We start from the raw sequence: 19,413 nt of genomic DNA on the forward strand, positions 1-19,413 counted from the left end.
AAATATCTCGGGGGAGGCCGCTGGCGGCCGGGGGCAGCGCCCCCTTTTGCTCGCGTCACATTTGGACGGATGGAAACAAAAAGGCCGTGCCGGGATAACCCTGGCACGGCCTTTTCATTCGTTTCGGCTCTGTCGCCTCAGCCCTGGCGGGCTTTGAAGCGCTTCTGCGTCTTGTTGATCACGTAGACGCGGCCTTTGCGGCGCACGACCTGGCAATCGCGATGACGCTGCTTGAGCGAGCGGAGCGAGTTGCGGACCTTCATCGGCCTTCTCCTGTATCGCGGCGCAAGGTGCGCCTTGAAAAACGAATGCCCCGGGCCTCTCAGCCGGGGCGGCGAATAGATGGTGGGCGGTACTGGGATCGAACCAGTGGCCACTACGATGTCAACGTAGTGCTCTACCGCTGAGCTAACCGCCCACGCCCGTTCGACCCCGTTTTATTGCCTTTGATTCGCGCTTGCGGGCTGGGCCGCTAAGGGAACCGAAAGGCGCGGTGTCGCGTCGGTCTGGGGGTCTATATAAAGAGTCGAAACGGCTTTCAAGAGGGTTTTGGTGCGAAAGCGTTCCGGTGTAGGATATTAGCCGATCACAAGAGGTTCCATGAGCGACAGCCCAGCCCTTCCGCCGCCGTTCCGGCTGATCCGCCCCGCGGCGGTACACACGGCTGCGATCTTCGCCTCGCCGCATTCGGGTGCGCATTATCCGCAAAGTCTCCGCGATCGCACGGTGCTCGACATGGCGCGGCTGCGTTCTTCCGAGGATGCTTTCGTGGATCGCTTGCTTGCGCCGGTGCCGCGGCTTGGGGCGCCTTTGCTTGCAGCGGAGTATCCGCGCGCCTGGGTGGATCTCAACCGCGGGCCCGAGGAGCTCGATTCGGCCCTGATCGCAGGGTTGGAACGTTCGACCCCGAGCCCGCGCGTCGCCGCCGGTCTCGGCGTCATTCCGCGGGTCGTTTCGGGCGCGCGCGCGATCTATCGCGGCAAGATCCCCAGGATGGAGGCCGAGGCGCGGCTCAACCATGTCTGGCATCCCTATCACGACCAGCTGGCGGCGCTGATGATCGAGGCGCATCGCGCGTTCGGTCAGGCGATCCTGCTCGACGTGCATTCCATGCCCTCCGAGGCGCTCGATTCGCTTGGCCATCGGCGCCCTCAGATCGTGCTCGGGGATCGCTACGGAGCGAGTGCGGATCGCGCGCTGATGCGCGAGGTCGAGCTCGCCTTCAGCGATGAGGGGCTTTCGGTGTCGCGCAACAGTCCGTTTGCCGGGGCGTATATCGCGCAACGCTACGGGCGGCCGCGCGAGGGATATCACGTCATCCAGATCGAGATCGACCGGGCGCTCTACATGGATCAGGAAGCGATCGCGCCGAGCGCCGAGTTCAAGGCCTTTGCCGCGGTGATGGAGCGGGTGGCCGCGAAGATCGTGAGGCTCGGGGCGCAGCCGTTGCGTCACGCCGCAGAGTAGATCACGACCCGTCCCAACCGCGCCCGAGCCGGATTGCATCCGCGCCGAACTTCGCCCGGATCGCATCCTTCGCCCGTTCCGCGCCCGCGCGTCTGCCTGCCTGCGGATCGAGAAGATCGCCCGCCGGATCGCGCCCGTCCGCTGCCGTGAGGTCCGAAAACCCGATCCCGATCAGCCGGTAGGGCGTGTTTGGGGGGAGCTTGTCGAACAAGGTCTCGCCCGCCCGGAAGAGCGTATCGGCGAGCTGGCTCGGCTCCTCCAGCCGGGTCTGCCGGGTCACGGTGGTGAAATCGGCGCGTTTGAGCTTCAGCGTCACCGTGCGCCCGGCCAGATCGCGCGCCTTCATCCGCGCCGAGACCTTCTCGGCCATGTGCCAGAGCTTGCCCATCAGGGTCTCGCGATCCGAAATATCCTCGTTGAAGGTCGTCTCGTTCGACACCGATTTGATCGGGGTATCGGGTGAGACGCGGCGCGCATCCTGACCGTTCGCCAGTTCGAAAAGCCGCCGCCCCGAGGCTCCGAACCGATCCTCCATCCGGGCGAGCCCTGCGCGGCGGATATCGGCCAGCGTTCGAATTCCGGCCCGCCCCAGCGCAGCCCGCGTCGCCGCCCCCACGCCCCAAAGGATCGACACCGGCTTGTCGCGCAGGAAGTCTTCGGTGTCGGCGCGCCCGATCACCGAAAACCCGCGCGGCTTGTCGAGATCGGAGGCGATCTTGGCGAGGAACTTGTTATGCGACAGCCCGACCGAAGCCGTCACCCCGATTTGCGTCTCGATCTCGCGGGCGAGCCGCGCCATCTGCACCGCGGGCGGGGCGTGATGCAGCCGCGCGGTGCCGGTCAGATCGAGGAACGCTTCGTCCAGCGAAAGCGGTTCGATCAGCGGTGTCAGCGCCGCCATCTTCTCCCGGATCTCGCGCGAGACGGCGGCGTAATGATCCATGCGCGGCCTGATGATCACCGCCTCGGGGCAGAGCTTGCGCGCCTGAAACATCGGCATCGCCGAGCGCACGCCGGAAATCCGCGCGATATAGCAGCAGGTGGTGACCACCCCGCGCGTGCCGCCGCCGACGATCACCGCTTGCGAGGACAGCGCGGGATTGTCGCGCTTCTCGACAGACGCATAGAAGCTGTCGCAGTCGATATGCGCAATGGGCAGATCGAAAAGTTCGGGCTGCGCGATCACACGCGCCTTGCCGCAATTGGGGCAGCGTTTGGGGGCATCATCAAAGGTGCTCAGACAGTCGCGGCAAAGGGCAGGCATGGGCTCACATCCGGGAATAGACCCTAGATATCCCTTCTTCCTCTTGGCGCAAATATCCCGTGGGGGTGAGGCGGAAGCAGCGGCCTTCCCGTGGAAGGACGCCCGCCGACCGCCCGGAGTGGGAGCGGAGGGCCGGAATGGCGGCGCCAAGAGGGGGCAGCGCCCCCTCCCCCCGCTCACCGAAAGCCGATCGATCCGGCCAGCAGCTGCGCCACCGTCGGCTGGTCGAGATAACCGGTCACCGTCAGCCCACCAGCTTTCTGGAAGCGGCGAATCGCGCGGCGGGTGTTGTCGTCGAACACGCCATCGACCTTGCCTGGCTTGAGGCCCATCTGGGCGAGCCGCTGCTCGACGAGGGACTTCACCACGCTGGGCAGGCCAAGCGCATCCTCGCGGGCCTTCGCAGCCTTGATCGCATCGCTCTCCTGACTTTGTTGCTGCAACTCGGCGATGCGCGCCTCGGCCTCGGCCTTGAAGGCAGGGTTGGAGCGGCTCGCGAGATAGTCGCGATAGGAGGCGATCGTGTCCGCCTGACGCGCGACATCCCAATCGGCACGATCGGCGGCCTGCGCCTCGGCGCGGCGGTCCGCCTCGATCGTGTCGAGCCTTTCCTGCGCAAGCTCGGCAAAGAGCCCGTCGGGATATTTCTTCAGATAGGCGCGCAGCCCCGCCTCATCGCCAGCCTTGCCGGTCTGCTCCCAATAGGCGCGGTCCTGACGGTCGATTTCGGCCTGACGCGCCTCGGCCTCGGCTTTCAGCTCGGCTGCGCGCTTCTCGCCTTGCGCCGAAAGTGCGGTAAGCTGGGCACGGGTGAGATAGCCGGTCGGTTCGAACCCGCTCGCACGTTGCCAGCGCGTGATCGCCCCGCGCGATCCGGGGCCAAAGATGCCGTCCACGCCCTTCGGATCGAAATCGAGGATCGTCAGGTTCTGTTGGACTTCGCGGCGCTGATCGCGGGAAAGGTTGAGCGCCGCCTCATCGGCCTTTGCCTGTCGCTCGGGTTCGGCCTTGAGCGTGGCGATCCGGGCACGGGCCTCGTCAGCATTCGGCCCCCTGGGATAGCGATCGAGATAGAGCTGATAGGCGGTGATGGAATCCTCGGCGCGCGCCATGTCCCAATAGGGAGCAGAAGGATCGGCCTGCGGCGTCGCAATCGGTGCAGGCGCATCCTGCGTCCCGGCGGCAAGGAAACTGTAGCTGCCGGGCAGGAAGCCGCTCGCGATCAGACCTTCGGATTGCGCCGCGCGCATCAGCGGCGCGCCGGGCTTGACCAGATCCCCCGACATCAGCGAGGCGACCTCCCGGGGGCTGCCGCGCAAGACGGTGACGCCCTGCGGAATCGCGAGATCACCGATACCGGGTTGCGTCAGACCCCGACCCGTTCCCTCGTCATCCGCGCCCCCCAGCAGCAGCACCGCCTGCCCGGGATGGGAGGCGAGCACCGACATCACCGCCGAGAGCGGCAGTGCCTCGCTCACAGCCTCGGGCAGAGAGATGTCGCGCATGTCGGTAGGCAGGAACCAGGTCTCTGCGTCGGTATGGATGAAACGCCCCGAGAGGGCGACGACGATCCGGTCGGCATCCGCCGCACGCGTCACGAAGTCGCGAAAGCGCGCGCGAATCTCGGAAGCATCTGCGTCATCCTCAGTCAGCACCGAGAAGCCGGCCTGTTGCAAACCGGCCTCGGCCTTGGTCGGCGCATCGGCGCCACGCAGGTCGTCGATCCGGTCGTAATTCGCGTTGCCCAGCACCAGCGCAAGATCGGCGGCATTGGCGGGCAATCCCAGCGCCGCAAGTGCGACACCTGTCAGAAGTAGTTTTCGCATGGGGTCCTCCATCTCTCTCGACGAAGGAACCCGCGATCTACCCTCCCGGTTCCTCAGTCGTATTTGCGCTGGTCGTCGATCACCTTGCCATCATTGGGCAGCGAGCCCGGCGCGACAAGCTCGATCACGCCCTTCATCTTCAAGGCTTCGCGAATGCCGCTGTCGAAGCGTGCGGGATCGGAGGCCTCGGTCTCGATCTGCACGGTCATCACGTCCATCTCGCCCTCGCGGGTCGCGACGACCCGGGCCCTGGAAATTTCGGCATGGGCCGCGACGAAGGCGGCGACCTGCTCGGGGCGCACGAACATGCCCTTGATCTTGGTGGTCTGATCGGCGCGGCCCATCCAGCCCTTGATGCGCATATTGGTGCGACCGCAGGGGCTGATCCCGTCCATCACGGCGGAAAGATCGCCTGTCGCGAACCGGATCAGCGGGTAATCCGGGTTGAGCGTGGTTACGACCACTTCGCCAACCTCACCGGGAGCGACCGGGTCACCCGTGCCGGGGCGGACGATTTCGACGATCACACCTTCGTCCACAATCATCCCCTCCATCGCTGCGCTCTCGTAGGCGATATTGCCCAGATCGGCGGTGGCGTAGCATTGCAGGCAGGAAATGCCGCGATCCGCATAGCTCTGGCGTAGACTGGGGAAAAGCGCGCCGCCCGAAACGGTCGCCTTGGTGATCTTGAGCCTCTCGCCCATCTCTTCGGCTTTTTCGAGAATGATACGCAGATAGTCCGGCGTGCCCGCATAGCAGGTGGTGCCGATATCCGCGGCGGCGCGGACTTGCAGCTCTGTCTGGCCGGTCCCGGCGGGCAGGACGGCGGCGCCCACGGCGCGTGCGGCGTTCTCGAACATCATACCGGCAGGCGTCAGGTGGTAGCCGAAGCAGTTCTGCACGATATCGCCGGGTCCGACACCTGCGGCATGGGCGAACCGTCCCAGCCGCCACCAATCGCGGCTCACGTCACCGGGCTCGTAGATCGGGCCGGGCGACTGGAAGATATGGGCGAACGCATGGGCGGGCTTCGTGGTCAGGCCACCGAAGGGCGGCGCGCCCTTCTGTGCGGCCCCGAGATCGGATTTCCGCAGGACCGGGAGCTTCGCGAGCGCCGCGCGCGAGGTGACGGAAGACGGATCGACGCCTTCCAGATGTGCCGCGATCCCCGGCGCTCTCATCGCCGCCCCGATCAGCGCGGGAAGGCATTCGGCCAGAGAGGCCTCGCGCGCGTCGGCGCTGCGGGTTTCCAACTCGTCGAAATGCTCAACCATCCCTCGACCCTTTCCATTCGGCGGACAGACCGCCCCCGAGCCGCGCCCAAAATGCTGCGCAGCAATCGTTTAATTTCAATACGTTACGATCACGCCAGCCAACGCTTGCGGCGGCGATAGCTGCGAACGTCCCGGAAGCTCTTGCGGCCCTCGTCCGACATGCCGAGATAGAATTCCTTCACGTCCGGATTCTCGCGCAGATCAGCCGCGGGGCCGTCCATCACGATGCGGCCCGATTCCAGGATATAGCCGTAATGGGCATAGCGCAGCGCGACGTTGGTGTTCTGTTCGGCGAGAAGGAAGGTCACGCCCTCGTTCTCGTTGACCGATTTCACGATCTCGAAGATCTGCTCCACCAGCTGCGGCGCGAGACCCATCGAGGGTTCGTCCAGCAGGATCGTCTCGGGGCGGCTCATCAGCGCGCGACCCATCGCGACCATCTGCTGCTCCCCGCCCGAGGTATAACCCGCCTGCGATTTGCGGCGCTCCTTCAGGCGCGGGAAGTAATTGTAGACCATCTCGAGATCGGCCTGGATCGCGCCACGCCCGTCCTTGCGGGTATAGGCACCGGTCAGCAGATTTTCCTCGACGGTGAGGTGTTCGAAACAGTGACGGCCTTCCATCACCTGGATCACGCCCTTGCGCACGAGATCGGCAGGGCTCATTTCCTGCACGCGCTCGCCGCGATAGGTGATCGAGCCTTTGGTGACCTCGCCGCGCTCGGATTTGAGCAGGTTCGAGACCGCCTTGAGCGTCGTCGTCTTGCCCGCGCCATTGCCGCCCAGCAGCGCGGTGATCCCGCCCTTGGGAACGTTCAGGCTGACCCCCTTCAGCACGAGGATGACGTGATTGTAGATCACCTCGATATTGTTGACCTCGAGAAGGGTCGTGTCGGTTTTCGCAGCGTCCAGCATGGCTTTCTCCGGGGCGTTGGGGTGGCCCCCGGCGCAAGACGCCGGAGGCCGGTTTGGCTTAGTTGCACCGCTCTGCGATGTTGTTTTCCTTGGCGAAGGCCGCGGAATCTTCGGCGATCAGCGGGTCGATCACGCTCGAATCCGCTGAGATCCAGTCCGAAGCGGCGTCCCATTTGCCGTCAGCCGCGTTCCATTTGTACATGAGGCCCGAGCCCGGACCGCCGTGATCCGCACAGGTCGCCTGGATCGGCTGGGCGAAGTTCGGCAGGCCGAGTTCATTCAGACGCGCCTCGGTCAGGTCGAGCTGTTCGAAACCGTCACGCACCTCTGCCGGCGTGACCGCCGAATGACCGTGGATCTCCTGCGCCTTGCGGATCGCTTCGGAGATGATCATCGCCGCATACATGCCGCGCGAATAGAGCATCGTGCCCACTTCGTCGCCCGCGCCCGCAGCCTTGCCGGCGTCGATCACGTATTTCTGGATGTCACCATAGACCGGGAAGTCCATGCCCGTGCCGTGGAAGGAAACGGTGGTGTAGCCATCGGCCTTGTCACCAGCCGAGCGCACGTCGTTTTCCGAACCCGACCACCAGATGCCGACGAAGTTCTCCATCGGGAAGCGGATGTTCACGGCTTCCTGGATCGCGACCTGGTTCATAACGCCCCAGCCATACATGATGACGAAATCGGGTTTCGAGCGACGGACCTGCAGCCATTGCGACTTCTGTTCCTGACCCGGATGGTCGACCGGCAGCAATTCGAGTTCGAAACCGTCGCGCTTGGCGAGTTCCTGAAGGGTGCGGATCGGCTCCTTGCCGTAGGCCGAGTTGTGATAGACCAGAGCGATCTTCTTGCCTTCGAGCGATCCGCCGGCCTTGCCCATCAGGTATTGCTCGATGATCGAGGCGCCGTCCCAGTAGTTGGCCGGGTAGTTGAAGACCCATTCAAACACCTTGCCGTTCGCCGCCGAGGTGCGGCCATAGCCGGGCGTGTACAGAACATGCCCGTCGGCGGTCACTTTCGGAATCAGCTGGTAGGTGATGCCGGTCGAGAGCGGGTTATAGGCCAGTGCGCCGTCGCCCTTGGTCGACTCGTAGCATTCCACACCTTTCTCGGTGTTGTACGCGGTCTCGCATTCCGGCACGCGCACCATCTCGCCGCCGATCCCGCCGTCACGTTCGTTGAGCAGCGTGAAATAGTCGTTGAAGCCATCGGCATAGGGAATGCCGTTCGCGGCGTAGGGGCCGGTGCGATAGCTGAGGTTCGGCACCACCAGCTCGGCGAAGGCCGGAGCCGTGGTCAGCGTCATCGCCGCCGCGACCAGAGCGGTAAAGGTCTTCTTCATAGAGTTCTCCTCCCAGAGATATCTTCGTTCACGCCGGGCTCGTCCCGGTTCTTGGGGTTGTTGGGCGGCCCCGCCTTAGTGCGGGAAGGGCCAAAGCCGGAGTTTCTCTTTCGCCACGCGCCAGAGCTGCGCGAGGCCATGCGGTTCCGCGATCAGGAAGGTCACGATCAGACCGCCGACGATCATCAGCTCGATATGAGCGGCCAGATCGGTCGGCCATCCAAGCGTGCCGACGAGCACGTTCTTGAGGAAGACCGGCAGAAGCACGAGGAAGGCCGCGCCCGCAAACGAACCGAAGATCGAGCCCAGACCGCCGATGATCACCATGAAGAGGATCAGGAAGGATTTCTGGATCCCGAAAGCTTCGCCCACTTCGGCCGCGCCCAGGTAGACCGCGAAGAACAGCGCGCCTGCGATACCGATGAAGAAGGAGCTGACTGCAAAGGCCGAAAGCTTCGTCGTCAGCGGGTTCACCCCGATGATCTCGGCCGCGATATCCATGTCGCGGATCGCCATCCATTTGCGCCCCACCGTGCCGCGCGTCAGGTTGCGAGCCACCAGCGCCACGATCGTCAGCATCACCAGGCAGAACATGTATTTCGCCATCGCCGAGGTCTGCGCACCTGTGACGAACACGCCGAAAACCGTGCGCTCGGGCGCGTTGATCTGACCCGAGGCCGAGTAGTTGTAGAACCACGGCACCTTGTTGAAGAGCCAGACCAGGAAGAACTGCGCCGCCAGCGTGGCCACCGCGAGGTAGAACCCCTTGATGCGCAGGCTCGGCAGGCCGAACAGAACCCCGACCGCAGCCGTGATACCGCCCGCGAGAAGGACGTGGATGAAGATCGACACTTCGGGGAAGGCGGTCATCAGCTTGTAGACGGCATATGCGCCCACAGCCATGAAGCCCCCGGTCCCGAGCGACACCTGCCCCGCATAGCCCACGAGGATGTTCAGACCGATCGCCGCGATGGCGTAGATCAGGAACGGCACCGCGACCGCGTTCGCCCAGTAATCGTTGATCAGCAGCGGCACGACTCCGAAGGCAATCGCCAGCACCACATAGTAACGCAGCCGGTCGAACTTGATCGGGAAAGTCTGGCTGTCCTCCCGGTAGGACGTTTTGAAATCACCTGCTTCGCGGTAAAACATCAGCCTCTCCCTTTCCCGAGGGAGAGACGATGTCCTCCCGTCAGCAGCCGCGCCGGATCCTGACCCAGGCCCAGAGCCCGGCCCCGGCGCCAAGCGCCGCCAGTGCGATATTCAGTGTTTGCAGTTGCGTCGGTTCTTCCGGCGGCGCGGCCAGCGCGATCCAGCCGAAGGCCAGCGCGGCCCCCCAGCCGATCGTGAAAACGGTTGCGCAGGTCTTCATCGGTAACGGTCCTCCCAAAGCTCGTCACGGTGTCGTGACGGCGGGCTCCCTTCCCGTTGACGCCACGACATGTGACAGCTTGTCGCACCCCTGCGCACCGATCAAGAAATTTCTCTCGCTGCAGTTGCATCATGGCTCAGACCCTCTCGATGATCTTCTCGCCGAACAGGCCCTGCGGCCGGAACACGAGGAAGACGAGCGCGAGGACATAGGCGAACCAGTTCTCGGTCGCGCCGCCCAGGAAGGGGGCGCCGATCAGAAGTTCGAACAGTTTTTCGCCCACACCGATGATCAGGCCGCCCACGATGGCGCCCGGGATCGAGGTGAAGCCGCCCAGCATCAGCACCGGAAGCGCCTTGAGCGCGATCAGCGAGAGCGAGAACTGCACGCCCGATTTCGAGCCCCACATGATCCCCGCGACCAGCGCCACGAAGCCCGCGATCGACCAGACGAGGATCCAGATGAAGCGCAGCGAGATCCCGACCGACAGCGCGGCTTGGTGATCGTCGGCCACGGCGCGCAACGCCCGGCCCTGCTTGGAGTATTGCGAGAACACCGTCAGCGCCGCTACCAGCAGCACCGCCACGACCGCGGCGACGATATCGAGATTGTCGATGAAGAAGCCGTAGCCGAACATGTTGTAGGTGACGGAATCGATGGTCTCGTTGATGCCCTGCGGCAGGCCCACATCGAGCGTCTTGATGTCCGACCCCCACATCACGTCCCCGAAGCCTTCGAGGAAATAGGCCATCCCAATCGTCGCCATGAAGAGGATGATCGGAGCCTGGTTCACCAGATGCTTGAGCACCAGCTTCTCGATGATGATGGCGAGCACCACCATCACGCCAGCGGCCAGCAGGATTGCGACGAGTGCCGGCACTTCCCACGGGAAATTCGTGTAATGCTTGCCCGTCATCGCGTTGAGGAGATGGGCGAAGGGCACCTGACCCTTCTGAATGCCGACCAGCGTCAGCGCCGCGAACAGCGCCAGCACGCCCTGCGCATAGTTGAAGATGCCCGAGGCCTTGAAGATCAGCACGAAGCCGAGCGCCACGAGCGCATAAAGCACCCCTGCCATCAGGCCGTTCAGCGTCACCTCGGCGGCGTAGAGAACGATATCAGGCATGACGCGCCTCCGATTTCTGAATTGCGATGCGGATGGTGTCAGTCATGGGCCACCCCCAGATAGGCGTCGATGACGTCCTGATTGTTGCGCACCTCGTCGGGGGTGCCGTCGCCGATCTTCTTGCCGTAATCCATCACCACGACGCGGTCGGAGAGGTCCATGACCACGCCCATGTCGTGTTCGATCAGCACGATCGTGGTGCCGAATTCGTCGTTCACGTCGAGAATGAAGCGGCTCATGTCCTCTTTTTCCTCGACGTTCATCCCCGCCATCGGTTCGTCGAGCAGCAACAGCTTCGGCTCTGCGGCCAGCGCGCGCGCCAGCTCGACCCGCTTCTTGAGACCATAGGGCAGACGACCGACCGGCGTTTTCCGTATATTCTGGATCTCGAGAAAGTCGATGATCTTCTCGACCTTTTCGCGATGCTCGTCCTCTTCCTTGGCAGCCCCCGTCCACCACCAGCCGGCCTGCGCCAGAAGACCGCTTTTCATATGAGTCAGGCGTCCGGTCATGATGTTGTCGAGCACCGACATGCCATCAAACAACGCGATGTTCTGGAAGGTCCGGGCGATGCCGAGGCGGGCGACCTGGTAGGGCTTCATCGGCCCGCGCTTGACGCCCTTGAACATCACCTCGCCCTCGGTCGGGATGTAGAAGCCCGAGATCACGTTCAGCATCGAGGATTTGCCCGCGCCGTTCGGACCGATGATCGCGCGGATCTCGCCGTCGCGAATGTCGAAGGAGATGTCCTTGATCGCCACGACCCCGCCGAAGCGCAGCGTGATGTTCTTCATCTCCATGATCACGCCGCCGATCTGGCGGCCGTCGGCGGTGACGTAGCCGTCGCTCATATCATTCATTCCGCTGCCTCCGCCATCGTCTTCGCCGACACGACCTTCGCATCCGCGATCTTCAGCGTCGCCTTGATCGAGCCCTTGCGGCCGTCCTCGTAGGTCACTTCGGTCTCGGTGTAGATCTCGTCGCGGCCGTCATAGAGCGCCCCGATCAGATCGGCGAATTTCTCGCCGATCACGTTGCGGCGCACCTTGCGGGTGCGGGTCATCTCGCCGTCATCAGCATCGAGTTCCTTGTGCAGGATCAGGAAGCGATGGACCTGACAGCCAGAGAGCATCGGGTCTTCGGCGATATTCGCATTCACCTCTTCGACATGCTCGCGGATCATCTCGTAGACGCGCGGATGACCCGCAAGCTCCTGATAGGAGGCGTAGGAGATGTTGTTGCGCTCGGCCCAGTTGCCGACCGCCGTGAGGTCGATATTGATGAAGGCCGTGCAGCGGTCACGCCCTGCGCCGAACACCACCGCCTCGAGGATCGAGGGATAGAATTTCAGCTTGTTTTCCACGTATTTGGGCGCGAACAGGCGGCCGTCGGCCATCTTGCCCACATCCTTCGCGCGGTCGATGATCCGCAGGTGGCCGGTGTCTTCCTCGAAGAAACCCGCATCGCCCGTCGCGACCCAACCTTCCGGGTCCTTGGTCGAGGCCGTGCTCTCGGCGTTCTTGTAGTATTCCACGAAGGTGCCGGGGCTGCGGTAATAGACCTCGCCATTCTCGCCGATCTTTACCTCGACGCCCGGGCTGGGCACGCCCACGGTATCGGCGCGCACTTCGCCATCGGGCTGCTGCGTGATGAAGACCGAGGCCTCGGTCTGACCGTAAAGCTGCTTCAGGTTGATCCCGAGCGAACGATAGAAGGAGAAGATCTCCGGCCCGATCGCCTCGCCCGCGGTGTAGCCCACGCGGATGCGCGAGAAACCAAGCGTGTTCTTCAACGGCCCGTAGATGAACAGATTGCCCAGTGCATAGGAAAGACGCTGGCCGAAGCTGACAGGTTTGCCGTCGAGAATATCGGGGCCAACCTCGCGCGCGACTTTCATGTAGCGGTCGAACAGCTTCTTCTTCAGCTTGCCCGCATCTTCCATGCGGATCATCACCGAGGTGAGCTGATTTTCGAACACCCGCGGCGGCGCGAAGAAATAGGTCGGGCCGATCTCACGCAGGTCGGTCATCATCGTCTCGGGGCTTTCGGGGCAGTTCACGGTGAAACCCGCCCACATCGCCTGACCGATCGAGAAGATGAAGTCCCCCACCCAGGCCATCGGCAGATAGGCGAGCACTTCGTCATTGTGGTTGAGATGGTCGAACTCACTCGAGGCTTTCGCGGTCTCGATGATGTTGCGGTTCGACAGAACCACGCCTTTCGGCTTCCCGGTCGTGCCCGAGGTGTAGAGCATCACGCAGGTGCTGTCATAGGTCAGCTCGGCGATGCGCTTGTCGAGCTCCGCCTCATAGCGTTGATGGCCAGCACGGCCCTCATCCTGCACGTCCTCCAGCGCATTCATGCGCGAGTGGTCGTATTTCCGCATGCCGCGCTTGTCGGTATACATCACGTGCTTGATGGCGTGGATGCGGTCTTCGATCTCGACGATCTTGTCGACCTGCTCCTGATCGCCGCACACGACGAAGCGCGCGCCGCAGTGCTCCATCACATAGGCCATCTCTTCGGCCGCTGCGTCCTGATAGAGCGGCACAGGGACCGCGCCACACATCTGCGCGGCCACCATCGACCAGTAATGCATCGGACGGTTACGCCCGATGATGGCGATATGATCGCCCCGTTCCACGCCAAGGCTCAGGAAGCCAAGCGCCATGGAGCGGATTTCCTCCGCCGCCTGCGCCCAGGTCCAGCTCTGCCAGATGCCGAATTCCTTTTCGCGATAGGCGGGGTAGCCGCCATATCGGGCCACGTTCCGCGCCAAAAGCGCAGGAATCGATTGGGCAGATGTCTGCCCCTTCGCGACTGCGTCAGCCAAATTTTCCTCCCTCGCGCCGGTTGCCCGGCGTCCCTTTCCGCACAGGGCGAATCCTCCGCGCCCAGTTCGGCATGAGCGAAGACTGGCTGTCAAAGTTTTCGTGATCTTTTCGCGATTCTAACGAATTCTTACAGCTTCGCTGCGCAGCGAAACGCTCTTTGCCACGACCTTTGCGAATGCTACGCACACGGTTGGAGCGGGAGGTAAAGACGTGAGCGAAACGAGCCGCGAGAGGCTGACTCAGGCCGGGTTGAACCTGATCGGTCAGGCGCTGTCGATCTTCGACAGCGATCTGCGGCTGGCGGTCTCGAACCGCCAGTACCAGCTGATGTTCAATCTTCCCGAAGACCTCACGCGCCCCGGAACCTCCTTCGAAGACACGATCCGCTTTCTCGTGGCGCGCGGCGAATATGGCGAGGTCGATGATTTCGAGGTCGCCGTGCGCGAGCGCGTCGAGACCGCGCGAGCCTTCGAGGCCCATTACATGGAGCGGATGCGCGCCAATGGCCGGACGATTTCGGTGGAGGGCGCGCCGCTGCCGCAAGGCGGCTGGATCACCGTCTATACCGACATCACCGAAATCAAACGGCAGGAATCGCTTCTGCGTGCCCGCTCCGAGGAACTGTCCGGCCAGCTTCTCGATCACACGGAGGCGCTAGCGGCCGCGAACCGTGAACTTGCGGCGACCAACGCGGCGCTGGAGGAAACCTCGCGCCAACTCGCCATAACGGAGGCGCGCACCCGCCAGGTCACCGAGATGACCCCCGCCCATATCGCGCGGGTCGATCGCGATCTCACCTATACCTTTTCGAACCGCCGCCTCTCATCGGTCATGCCCGGGTCGCTCGCCGATGCCGTCGGCCGTCATGCAAACGAGGCTCTCGGCGCCGGAACCTTCGCCAAGATCGAACCGGGCTTCACCAAGGCCTTCGCCGGAGAGGCCAATGTGATCGAGATCACCCACGACCCGTCGGGCCGCCGGATTCGCATCGCCCTCACCCCCGACAGGGACGCCGAGGGCGCGGTGATCGGCGTCTTCATCCTCTCGACCGACGTCACCCACGAGGCACAGGCGCGAGCAGCACTCGCACAGGCCAGCAAACGCGAACTGGCGGCGAAACTCTCCTCGGGGCTCGCGCATGATTTCGCCAACCTGCTGACGATCATCCTGGGGCTGCAAGGGCGGCTCGAACGGATGGAGGATCTTGCTCCCGAGGCACATGAGGCGATCCGCGCGACGCTGGCCGCCGCGCGACGTGGCGGCACGCTCCTTGACCGGATCGCTGCCATCTCGGGCCCCCGCGAGCTGCGCCCCGAAGCGGTCATCCTGTCCGATCTGCTCGACGATCTTGCGGCGATGGCCGGACCCACGCTTCACGGGCCGATCACGCTCGAGATCAAAATCGAAGGTCTCGACGCGCCGATCCTGCTCGATCCCGGCCCGCTCCAGGACAGTCTCCTGAACCTGATTCTCAATGCCAATGACGCGATGCGCGAAACCGGCGGCACGATCGCGATCACGGCTCATCCGGTGCGCGACACCTGGGTCGAGATCTCCGTCAGCGATCAGGGGCCGGGATTTTCGCGCGAGGCGCTCGAACACGCGCTCGACCCGTTCTTCACCACGAAGGGCAGCGAAGGCTCGGGGCTTGGCCTGTCGATGGTCTACGACCAGACCAAGCTTGCGGGCGGAACGGTGAGGCTGCGCAATACCGGGAAAGGCGCGCAGGTCACTTTGCGCCTGCCGCTGCGCGAAGTCGCAGCTCAGCCAGCGCCGATGCTCGTCCTGCTTGTGGAGGATGACGAGGATATCCGTGCGACGACCCGCGACATGCTGCGCTCGATGGACCACACCGTGATCGAGGCTGGCACCGTCGCCGAGGCCGAGGCGCTGCTGTCCCTGCCCGATATCGGGGTCGTGCTTTCTGATATCCAACTTCCCGACGGGCGGACAGGGGTGGACCTTGCCCGCGCCATCGGCGATCAGGTGCCCGTGATCCTGATGACCTCGCTGCCCCCGGGCGACGCATTGCGCGCTGCGGCCCCCTGCCCGGTCATCCAGAAACCTTTCACGGCCGCCCAACTCGCGGCCATGCTTGTCGGAGCCCGCGGATGAATGCCGATTTGCCCCTTGTCGCCATTCTCGACGATGAACCCGAGATCCGACGGATGCTGTCGGATGCGCTGGAAGAAGCAGGCTTCCGCACCCAATCCTATGCCCGTGCGACCGAGTTCGAGGCGGGACTGAAGCGCTCTTCGCCCGATGTCTGCCTCGTCGATCTGGGCCTGCCCGATCGCGACGGGCTGGCGCTGGTGCATCGGCTGGCGCTGGAATCGGGCGCTGCGATCATCATCATCTCCGGGCGCGCGCAGGTGCAGGACCGGGTGACGGGGCTGGAGCTGGGCGCGGATGACTACATCATCAAGCCCTTCGACCCGACCGAGGTGGTGGCCCGCATCCGCGCGCGCCTGCGCAAGGGCCGCACCGAGAGCCCGAGCGTGTCGCAGACCGCGCATTTCGCAGGCTGGAGCGCGCATTTCGACCGTTACCTGCTGATCGACGAGGCCGGACGCGAAACCTCTTTCTCCCATGCCGAGGGTGAGGTTCTGCGACTATTCCTCGAAAGCCCGAACCGACTGATCACCCGCGCACAAATGCAGGAATCCTTGGGCGGCGCTGCGGGCGAAAGCTTCGACCGGGCGATGGATGTGCGGATCTCGCGGCTGCGCACAAAGCTTGGCGAAGACCCGAAGAACCCACGCCTGATCAAGACCATCTACGGCGCGGGCTACATCTTCCTCGGCGAGGTACGTTGGGGCTGAACCTTCGCGTTAACCCTTTTGTTCTGGCCAAGGCGGCCGGGTTCTGATTCACTTCACGAAATCGGGATGTTCGGAGCACTGCCATGCTCAACCTCATTCTTCATACGCCGGAAGCCCGGCGGTTCTACCGCGTCGAGATCTCCGACAATCTCTTCGGGGAGTATACCGTGCTGCGCGAATGGGGGATGCAAGGCCACGCCGGAAGCCAATGCCTTCGCTGGTTTTCAAACCTGCGCGACGCCGTGACTGCGGCCGAAACCTTCCGCAGACGTGCCCAGCGGCGCGGCTACCGGCTGAGCGAGGCCGCTGCCGGCAAGGCCAGCGCCTGAGCGCAATCGTCAACCCTCGGGGGTCGACTTGTCGCCCTTTTCATCGCGCTTGATCTTTGCCCGGATCTTCTCGAGCCGCGCTTTCAGACGCATCCGCCGACGGTTCTGATATGCGGTGATGATCGGCAGCGAGATATAGTAGCAGATCGTCGCCGCGACCACGCCCGGGCCCAACCCGCCCACCAGATAGGGCAGCCAGACATCGGTGAAGAAACGTTCGAGCCCGCCCCATTCGGCATGGGCCGGGGTGAACATGGCCCAGAAATTATGAAGCAGATCGTGGCTCGCCGCCTGGAAGGTCGTGAGCAGCCCCTCGGGCGCCGCCCCGCGGTCCAGCCGGTCCCCAAGGATCTTGTGGCCGAGCTTTGTCGAGAAGACCGCGATGATCGGGAAGGTGACCGGGTTTCCAAAGAAGGTCGCAAGGATCGCAGCGAGGATATTGCCGCGCATGATCCAGGCCACCGTCGCGGCGCTCAGGAAGTGAAACCCGAAGAGCGGCGTGAAGGACACGAAGACCCCCGCCCAGACCCCGCGTGCGATCCGATGCGGTCTGTCGGGCAGGCGGTTCACCCGGTGCTTGACGTATTGGAACGCCCGCGACCAGCCGGATTTCGGCCAGATCGCCTCGCGCAGGTTTTCCCACACGCCCCGTTTCTCGCGTCGTCTGAAGACCACGCTGCCGTCCTTTCCCCCCGCCCGACGCCATGCGCGTCAGGGTTTGCGCGACAGGTCTCGTATCCGCTCTACATGCGCCACGTCGCTTTCCGCCTCAAGCGCGGTCAGCAGCCGGTGCATGTGCTCGGCATCGCACAGCTCGACCTCGACCAGAAGCGAATAGAAATCCGGTTTCCGGTCGATGAAATTGAGATCCGAAATATTGGCCTTCTGCTGCCCAATCAAGGTGCAGATATGTCCCAGAACCCCCGCATCGTTCGAGATCGTGACCTTGAGCGTCGCGGTATAGACCGGCGGGTGATGGCCCGTCTTCCAGTGAAGATCGACCCAGCGCTCGGGCTGATCCTCGAATTCCTCCAGCGCGGGGCAGTCGATCGCATGGATCACCACACCCTTGCCGCGATAGGTGATGCCGATGATCCGTTCGCCCGGCAAGGGTTGGCAGCAATCGGCGCGGCGGAAACTCTGATCAGCGCCAAGCCCCAGAACCGCGCGGGTCGGCTCGATCTCGGCCTCGTTCTGACGCGCGGCAAGCTCGGGATAAAGCGCCTCCAGGACAACCGAGGTCGCAAGCTCGGCCGAACCCAGACGCGCCAGAACCTCATCCTCATCGGCAAGCCCCAGCGTCTTCGCCGCCGTCCGCAACGCCTTGTCGGAAACCTTGCGGCCCACATGTTCGAACGCCACCCGGGCCAATTCGTGACCGAGCTTGATGAAGCGATCGCGATCTTCCTCGCGCAGGCTCTTGCGGATCGCGGCTTTGGCCCGTCCCGTCGCCACGATGTCGAGCCAGGTAAGCTGCGGACGCTGGCCCGACGCGGTGATCACCTCGACCGATTGCCCGTTCTTCAGCCGCGTCCAGAGCGGCACCCGGATACCATCGACCTTCGCGCCGACACAGCTGTTGCCGATCCGCGTGTGGATTGCATAGGCGAAATCGATCGGGGTCGCCCCTTTGGGCAGCTTCACCACATCGCCCTTGGGCGTGAAGCAGAAGACCTGATCGGAATACATCTCGAGTTTGACGTTCTCGAGAAACTCGTCGTGATCGCCCTCGCCTTCCGAGAATCGCTCCGTCAGCGAGGTGAGCCATTTCGCCGGATCGACCGCGAAGGGGTTCGCTGCGCGTTCACCATCGCGATAGGACCAGTGCGCGGCAACGCCGGCCTCGGCGACCTCGTGCATCTGGCGCGTGCGGATCTGCACCTCGACGCGCTTGCCGTCGCGGCCCGACACCGTGGTGTGGATCGAGCGATAGCCGTTCGTCTTGGGCTGGCTGATGTAATCCTTGAAGCGCGTCGGCACCGCGCGCCAGCGATGATGGATAAGCCCGAGCACGCGATAGCAATCCATCTCGTTGCGGGTGATGACGCGGAAACCGTAGATATCGGAGAGGCGCGAGAAGGTAAGCTGCTTTTCCTCCATCTTGCGCCAGATCGAATAGGGGCGCTTGGCGCGGCCGAAAACGTCCGCCTCGATGCCCTCGTCCTCCAGCAGCGCCCGGATATCGGCGGTGATCTGCGGGATCACATCGCCGGTTTCCTTCTGTAGCGAAACGAAACGACGGATGATCGAGGTGCGCGCCTCTGGGTTGAGCACCTTGAAGGCAAGGTCTTCAAGCTCCTCGCGCATCCACTGCATCCCCATCCGGCCCGCGAGCGGCGCATAGATCTCCATCGTCTCGCGCGCCTTTTGGGCCTGCTTCTCGACGCGCATCGCGCGGATCGTGCGCATGTTGTGCAGCCGGTCGGCAAGCTTCACGAGGATCACCCGCAGATCCTTCGACATCGCCATGAACAGCTTGCGGAAGTTCTCCGCCTGCTTCGAGGCCGCGTTCGACAGTTGCAGGTTGGTCAGCTTGGTGACGCCATCGACCAGTTCGGCGATCTCTTCACCAAAGAGCCGCGCGACCTCGGTATAGGTCGAGCGCGTGTCCTCGATCGTGTCGTGCAGAAGGGCCGTGATGATCGTCGCATCATCCAGCCGCTGTTCGGTCAGGATCGCGGCGACGGCGACGGGATGGGTGAAATAAGGCTCGCCCGAGTGGCGAAACTGCCCCTCATGCATTTCCTTTCCGTAGGCATAAGCCTTGCGGATCAGATCGGCATCGGTCTGGGGATTGTAGTTGCGGACGAGCGCGATCAGGTCTTCGACGTCGATCATTC

17 protein-coding genes and 1 tRNA gene are annotated in these 19,413 nt (G+C 63.7%); 4 read left to right on the forward strand and 14 right to left on the reverse strand.

The features are described from left to right. Window positions 1-137 precede the first annotated feature (137 nt). Together ykgO and BMG00_RS07640 are read right to left on the reverse strand one after the other, a co-directional pair. A complete protein-coding gene (gene ykgO, locus BMG00_RS07635; RefSeq protein ID WP_038074920.1) occupies window positions 138-263 on the reverse strand; it encodes a type B 50S ribosomal protein L36 in 126 nt (41 codons plus the stop codon). An 80-nt stretch (window positions 264-343) separates the two neighbouring features. Then, a tRNA-Val gene (locus BMG00_RS07640) sits at window positions 344-418 on the reverse strand. Between the two features lie 182 nt (window positions 419-600). On the opposite strand from BMG00_RS07640, the gene BMG00_RS07645 reads away from it, so the two are divergent. Continuing rightward, window positions 601-1,467, forward strand: coding sequence for an N-formylglutamate amidohydrolase (locus BMG00_RS07645; protein ID WP_078573814.1), 867 nt, complete (start codon window positions 601-603; stop codon window positions 1,465-1,467). Window position 1,468: 1 nt separating this feature from the next. Here BMG00_RS07645 and BMG00_RS07650 read toward each other — a convergent pair whose 3' ends face one another. From BMG00_RS07650 to BMG00_RS07695, 10 genes are all read right to left on the reverse strand, one after another. Next, window positions 1,469-2,731 (reverse strand): DNA polymerase IV, encoded by a 1,263-nt coding sequence (locus tag BMG00_RS07650; protein ID WP_078573816.1) that lies wholly within the window; start codon window positions 2,729-2,731, stop codon window positions 1,469-1,471. Between the two features lie 176 nt (window positions 2,732-2,907). Then, entirely contained in the window at window positions 2,908-4,557 is a 1,650-nt protein-coding gene (locus BMG00_RS07655) for a peptidoglycan-binding domain-containing protein (RefSeq protein ID WP_158521697.1), read from the reverse strand. 53 nt (window positions 4,558-4,610) lie between these two features. Continuing rightward, complete coding sequence (locus tag BMG00_RS07660; RefSeq protein ID WP_078573819.1) at window positions 4,611-5,831, reverse strand: phenylacetate--CoA ligase family protein; 1,221 nt, start codon at window positions 5,829-5,831, stop codon at window positions 4,611-4,613. A gap of 89 nt (window positions 5,832-5,920) precedes the next feature. Further along, a complete protein-coding gene (locus BMG00_RS07665; RefSeq protein WP_038075036.1) occupies window positions 5,921-6,745 on the reverse strand; it encodes an ABC transporter ATP-binding protein in 825 nt (274 codons plus the stop codon). A 58-nt stretch (window positions 6,746-6,803) separates the two neighbouring features. Further along, the gene (locus BMG00_RS07670) at window positions 6,804-8,090 is read right to left on the reverse strand and encodes an ABC transporter substrate-binding protein (protein WP_078526103.1); all 1,287 of its coding nucleotides are present in this window, start codon (window positions 8,088-8,090) and stop codon (window positions 6,804-6,806) included. A gap of 75 nt (window positions 8,091-8,165) precedes the next feature. Beyond that, window positions 8,166-9,242 (reverse strand): branched-chain amino acid ABC transporter permease, encoded by a 1,077-nt coding sequence (locus BMG00_RS07675; RefSeq protein WP_078526106.1) that lies wholly within the window; start codon window positions 9,240-9,242, stop codon window positions 8,166-8,168. A 40-nt stretch (window positions 9,243-9,282) separates the two neighbouring features. Further along, window positions 9,283-9,462 (reverse strand): hypothetical protein, encoded by a 180-nt coding sequence (locus tag BMG00_RS07680; RefSeq protein ID WP_038075043.1) that lies wholly within the window; start codon window positions 9,460-9,462, stop codon window positions 9,283-9,285. A gap of 136 nt (window positions 9,463-9,598) precedes the next feature. Continuing rightward, window positions 9,599-10,588, reverse strand: coding sequence for a branched-chain amino acid ABC transporter permease (locus tag BMG00_RS07685; protein WP_078573820.1), 990 nt, complete (start codon window positions 10,586-10,588; stop codon window positions 9,599-9,601). Between the two features lie 38 nt (window positions 10,589-10,626). After that, window positions 10,627-11,448 (reverse strand): ABC transporter ATP-binding protein, encoded by an 822-nt coding sequence (locus BMG00_RS07690; RefSeq protein ID WP_078526110.1) that lies wholly within the window; start codon window positions 11,446-11,448, stop codon window positions 10,627-10,629. Continuing rightward, entirely contained in the window at window positions 11,445-13,421 is a 1,977-nt protein-coding gene (locus tag BMG00_RS07695; RefSeq protein ID WP_078573822.1) for a long-chain fatty acid--CoA ligase, read from the reverse strand. The genes BMG00_RS07690 and BMG00_RS07695 overlap by 4 nt, the downstream gene beginning before the upstream one ends. 211 nt (window positions 13,422-13,632) lie before the next feature. Here BMG00_RS07695 and BMG00_RS07700 point away from each other — a divergent pair, with 211 nt between their 5' ends. The 3 genes from BMG00_RS07700 to BMG00_RS07710 all read left to right on the forward strand — a co-directional run bounded on the left by BMG00_RS07700 (window position 13,633) and on the right by BMG00_RS07710 (window position 16,573). Continuing rightward, window positions 13,633-15,537 (forward strand): hybrid sensor histidine kinase/response regulator, encoded by a 1,905-nt coding sequence (locus BMG00_RS07700; protein WP_078573823.1) that lies wholly within the window; start codon window positions 13,633-13,635, stop codon window positions 15,535-15,537. After that, window positions 15,534-16,244 carry a response regulator transcription factor gene (locus BMG00_RS07705; RefSeq protein WP_078573824.1) on the forward strand — a complete coding sequence of 237 codons (711 nt, stop codon included), beginning with the start codon at window positions 15,534-15,536 and terminating at the stop codon, window positions 16,242-16,244. Before BMG00_RS07700 ends, BMG00_RS07705 begins: the two co-directional genes overlap by 4 nt. Before the next feature lie 83 nt (window positions 16,245-16,327). Continuing rightward, the gene (locus BMG00_RS07710; protein ID WP_078526118.1) at window positions 16,328-16,573 is read left to right on the forward strand and encodes a WGR domain-containing protein; all 246 of its coding nucleotides are present in this window, start codon (window positions 16,328-16,330) and stop codon (window positions 16,571-16,573) included. 9 nt (window positions 16,574-16,582) lie between these two features. On the opposite strand, the gene BMG00_RS07715 is transcribed toward BMG00_RS07710, so the two are convergent. Continuing rightward, window positions 16,583-17,248 (reverse strand): DUF2062 domain-containing protein, encoded by a 666-nt coding sequence (locus BMG00_RS07715; RefSeq protein WP_078526120.1) that lies wholly within the window; start codon window positions 17,246-17,248, stop codon window positions 16,583-16,585. A 36-nt stretch (window positions 17,249-17,284) separates the two neighbouring features. Beyond that, the gene (locus BMG00_RS07720; RefSeq protein WP_078526122.1) at window positions 17,285-19,411 is read right to left on the reverse strand and encodes a RelA/SpoT family protein; all 2,127 of its coding nucleotides are present in this window, start codon (window positions 19,409-19,411) and stop codon (window positions 17,285-17,287) included. Window positions 19,412-19,413 lie beyond the last annotated feature (2 nt).

It is taken from the genome of Thioclava marina (assembly GCF_002020135.1).
Lineage (GTDB): Bacteria > Pseudomonadota > Alphaproteobacteria > Rhodobacterales > Rhodobacteraceae > Thioclava > Thioclava marina.

Bases quoted from the DNA above. Each gene is read 5' to 3' on its own strand.
- ykgO (WP_038074920.1), bottom strand. From the start codon at position 263: ATGAAGGTCCGCAACTCGCTCCGCTCGCTCAAGCAGCGTCATCGCGAT.
- BMG00_RS07645 (WP_078573814.1), top strand. From the start codon at position 601: ATGAGCGACAGCCCAGCCCTTCCGCCGCCGTTCCGGCTGATCCGCCCC.
- BMG00_RS07650 (WP_078573816.1), bottom strand. From the start codon at position 2,731: ATGCCTGCCCTTTGCCGCGACTGTCTGAGCACCTTTGATGATGCCCCC.
- BMG00_RS07655 (WP_158521697.1), bottom strand. From the start codon at position 4,557: ATGCGAAAACTACTTCTGACAGGTGTCGCACTTGCGGCGCTGGGATTG.
- BMG00_RS07660 (WP_078573819.1), bottom strand. From the start codon at position 5,831: ATGGTTGAGCATTTCGACGAGTTGGAAACCCGCAGCGCCGACGCGCGC.
- BMG00_RS07665 (WP_038075036.1), bottom strand. From the start codon at position 6,745: ATGCTGGACGCTGCGAAAACCGACACGACCCTTCTCGAGGTCAACAAT.
- BMG00_RS07670 (WP_078526103.1), bottom strand. From the start codon at position 8,090: ATGAAGAAGACCTTTACCGCTCTGGTCGCGGCGGCGATGACGCTGACC.
- BMG00_RS07675 (WP_078526106.1), bottom strand. From the start codon at position 9,242: ATGTTTTACCGCGAAGCAGGTGATTTCAAAACGTCCTACCGGGAGGAC.
- BMG00_RS07680 (WP_038075043.1), bottom strand. From the start codon at position 9,462: ATGAAGACCTGCGCAACCGTTTTCACGATCGGCTGGGGGGCCGCGCTG.
- BMG00_RS07685 (WP_078573820.1), bottom strand. From the start codon at position 10,588: ATGCCTGATATCGTTCTCTACGCCGCCGAGGTGACGCTGAACGGCCTG.
- BMG00_RS07690 (WP_078526110.1), bottom strand. From the start codon at position 11,448: ATGAATGATATGAGCGACGGCTACGTCACCGCCGACGGCCGCCAGATC.
- BMG00_RS07705 (WP_078573824.1), top strand. From the start codon at position 15,534: ATGAATGCCGATTTGCCCCTTGTCGCCATTCTCGACGATGAACCCGAG.
- BMG00_RS07710 (WP_078526118.1), top strand. From the start codon at position 16,328: ATGCTCAACCTCATTCTTCATACGCCGGAAGCCCGGCGGTTCTACCGC.
- BMG00_RS07720 (WP_078526122.1), bottom strand. From the start codon at position 19,411: ATGATCGACGTCGAAGACCTGATCGCGCTCGTCCGCAACTACAATCCC.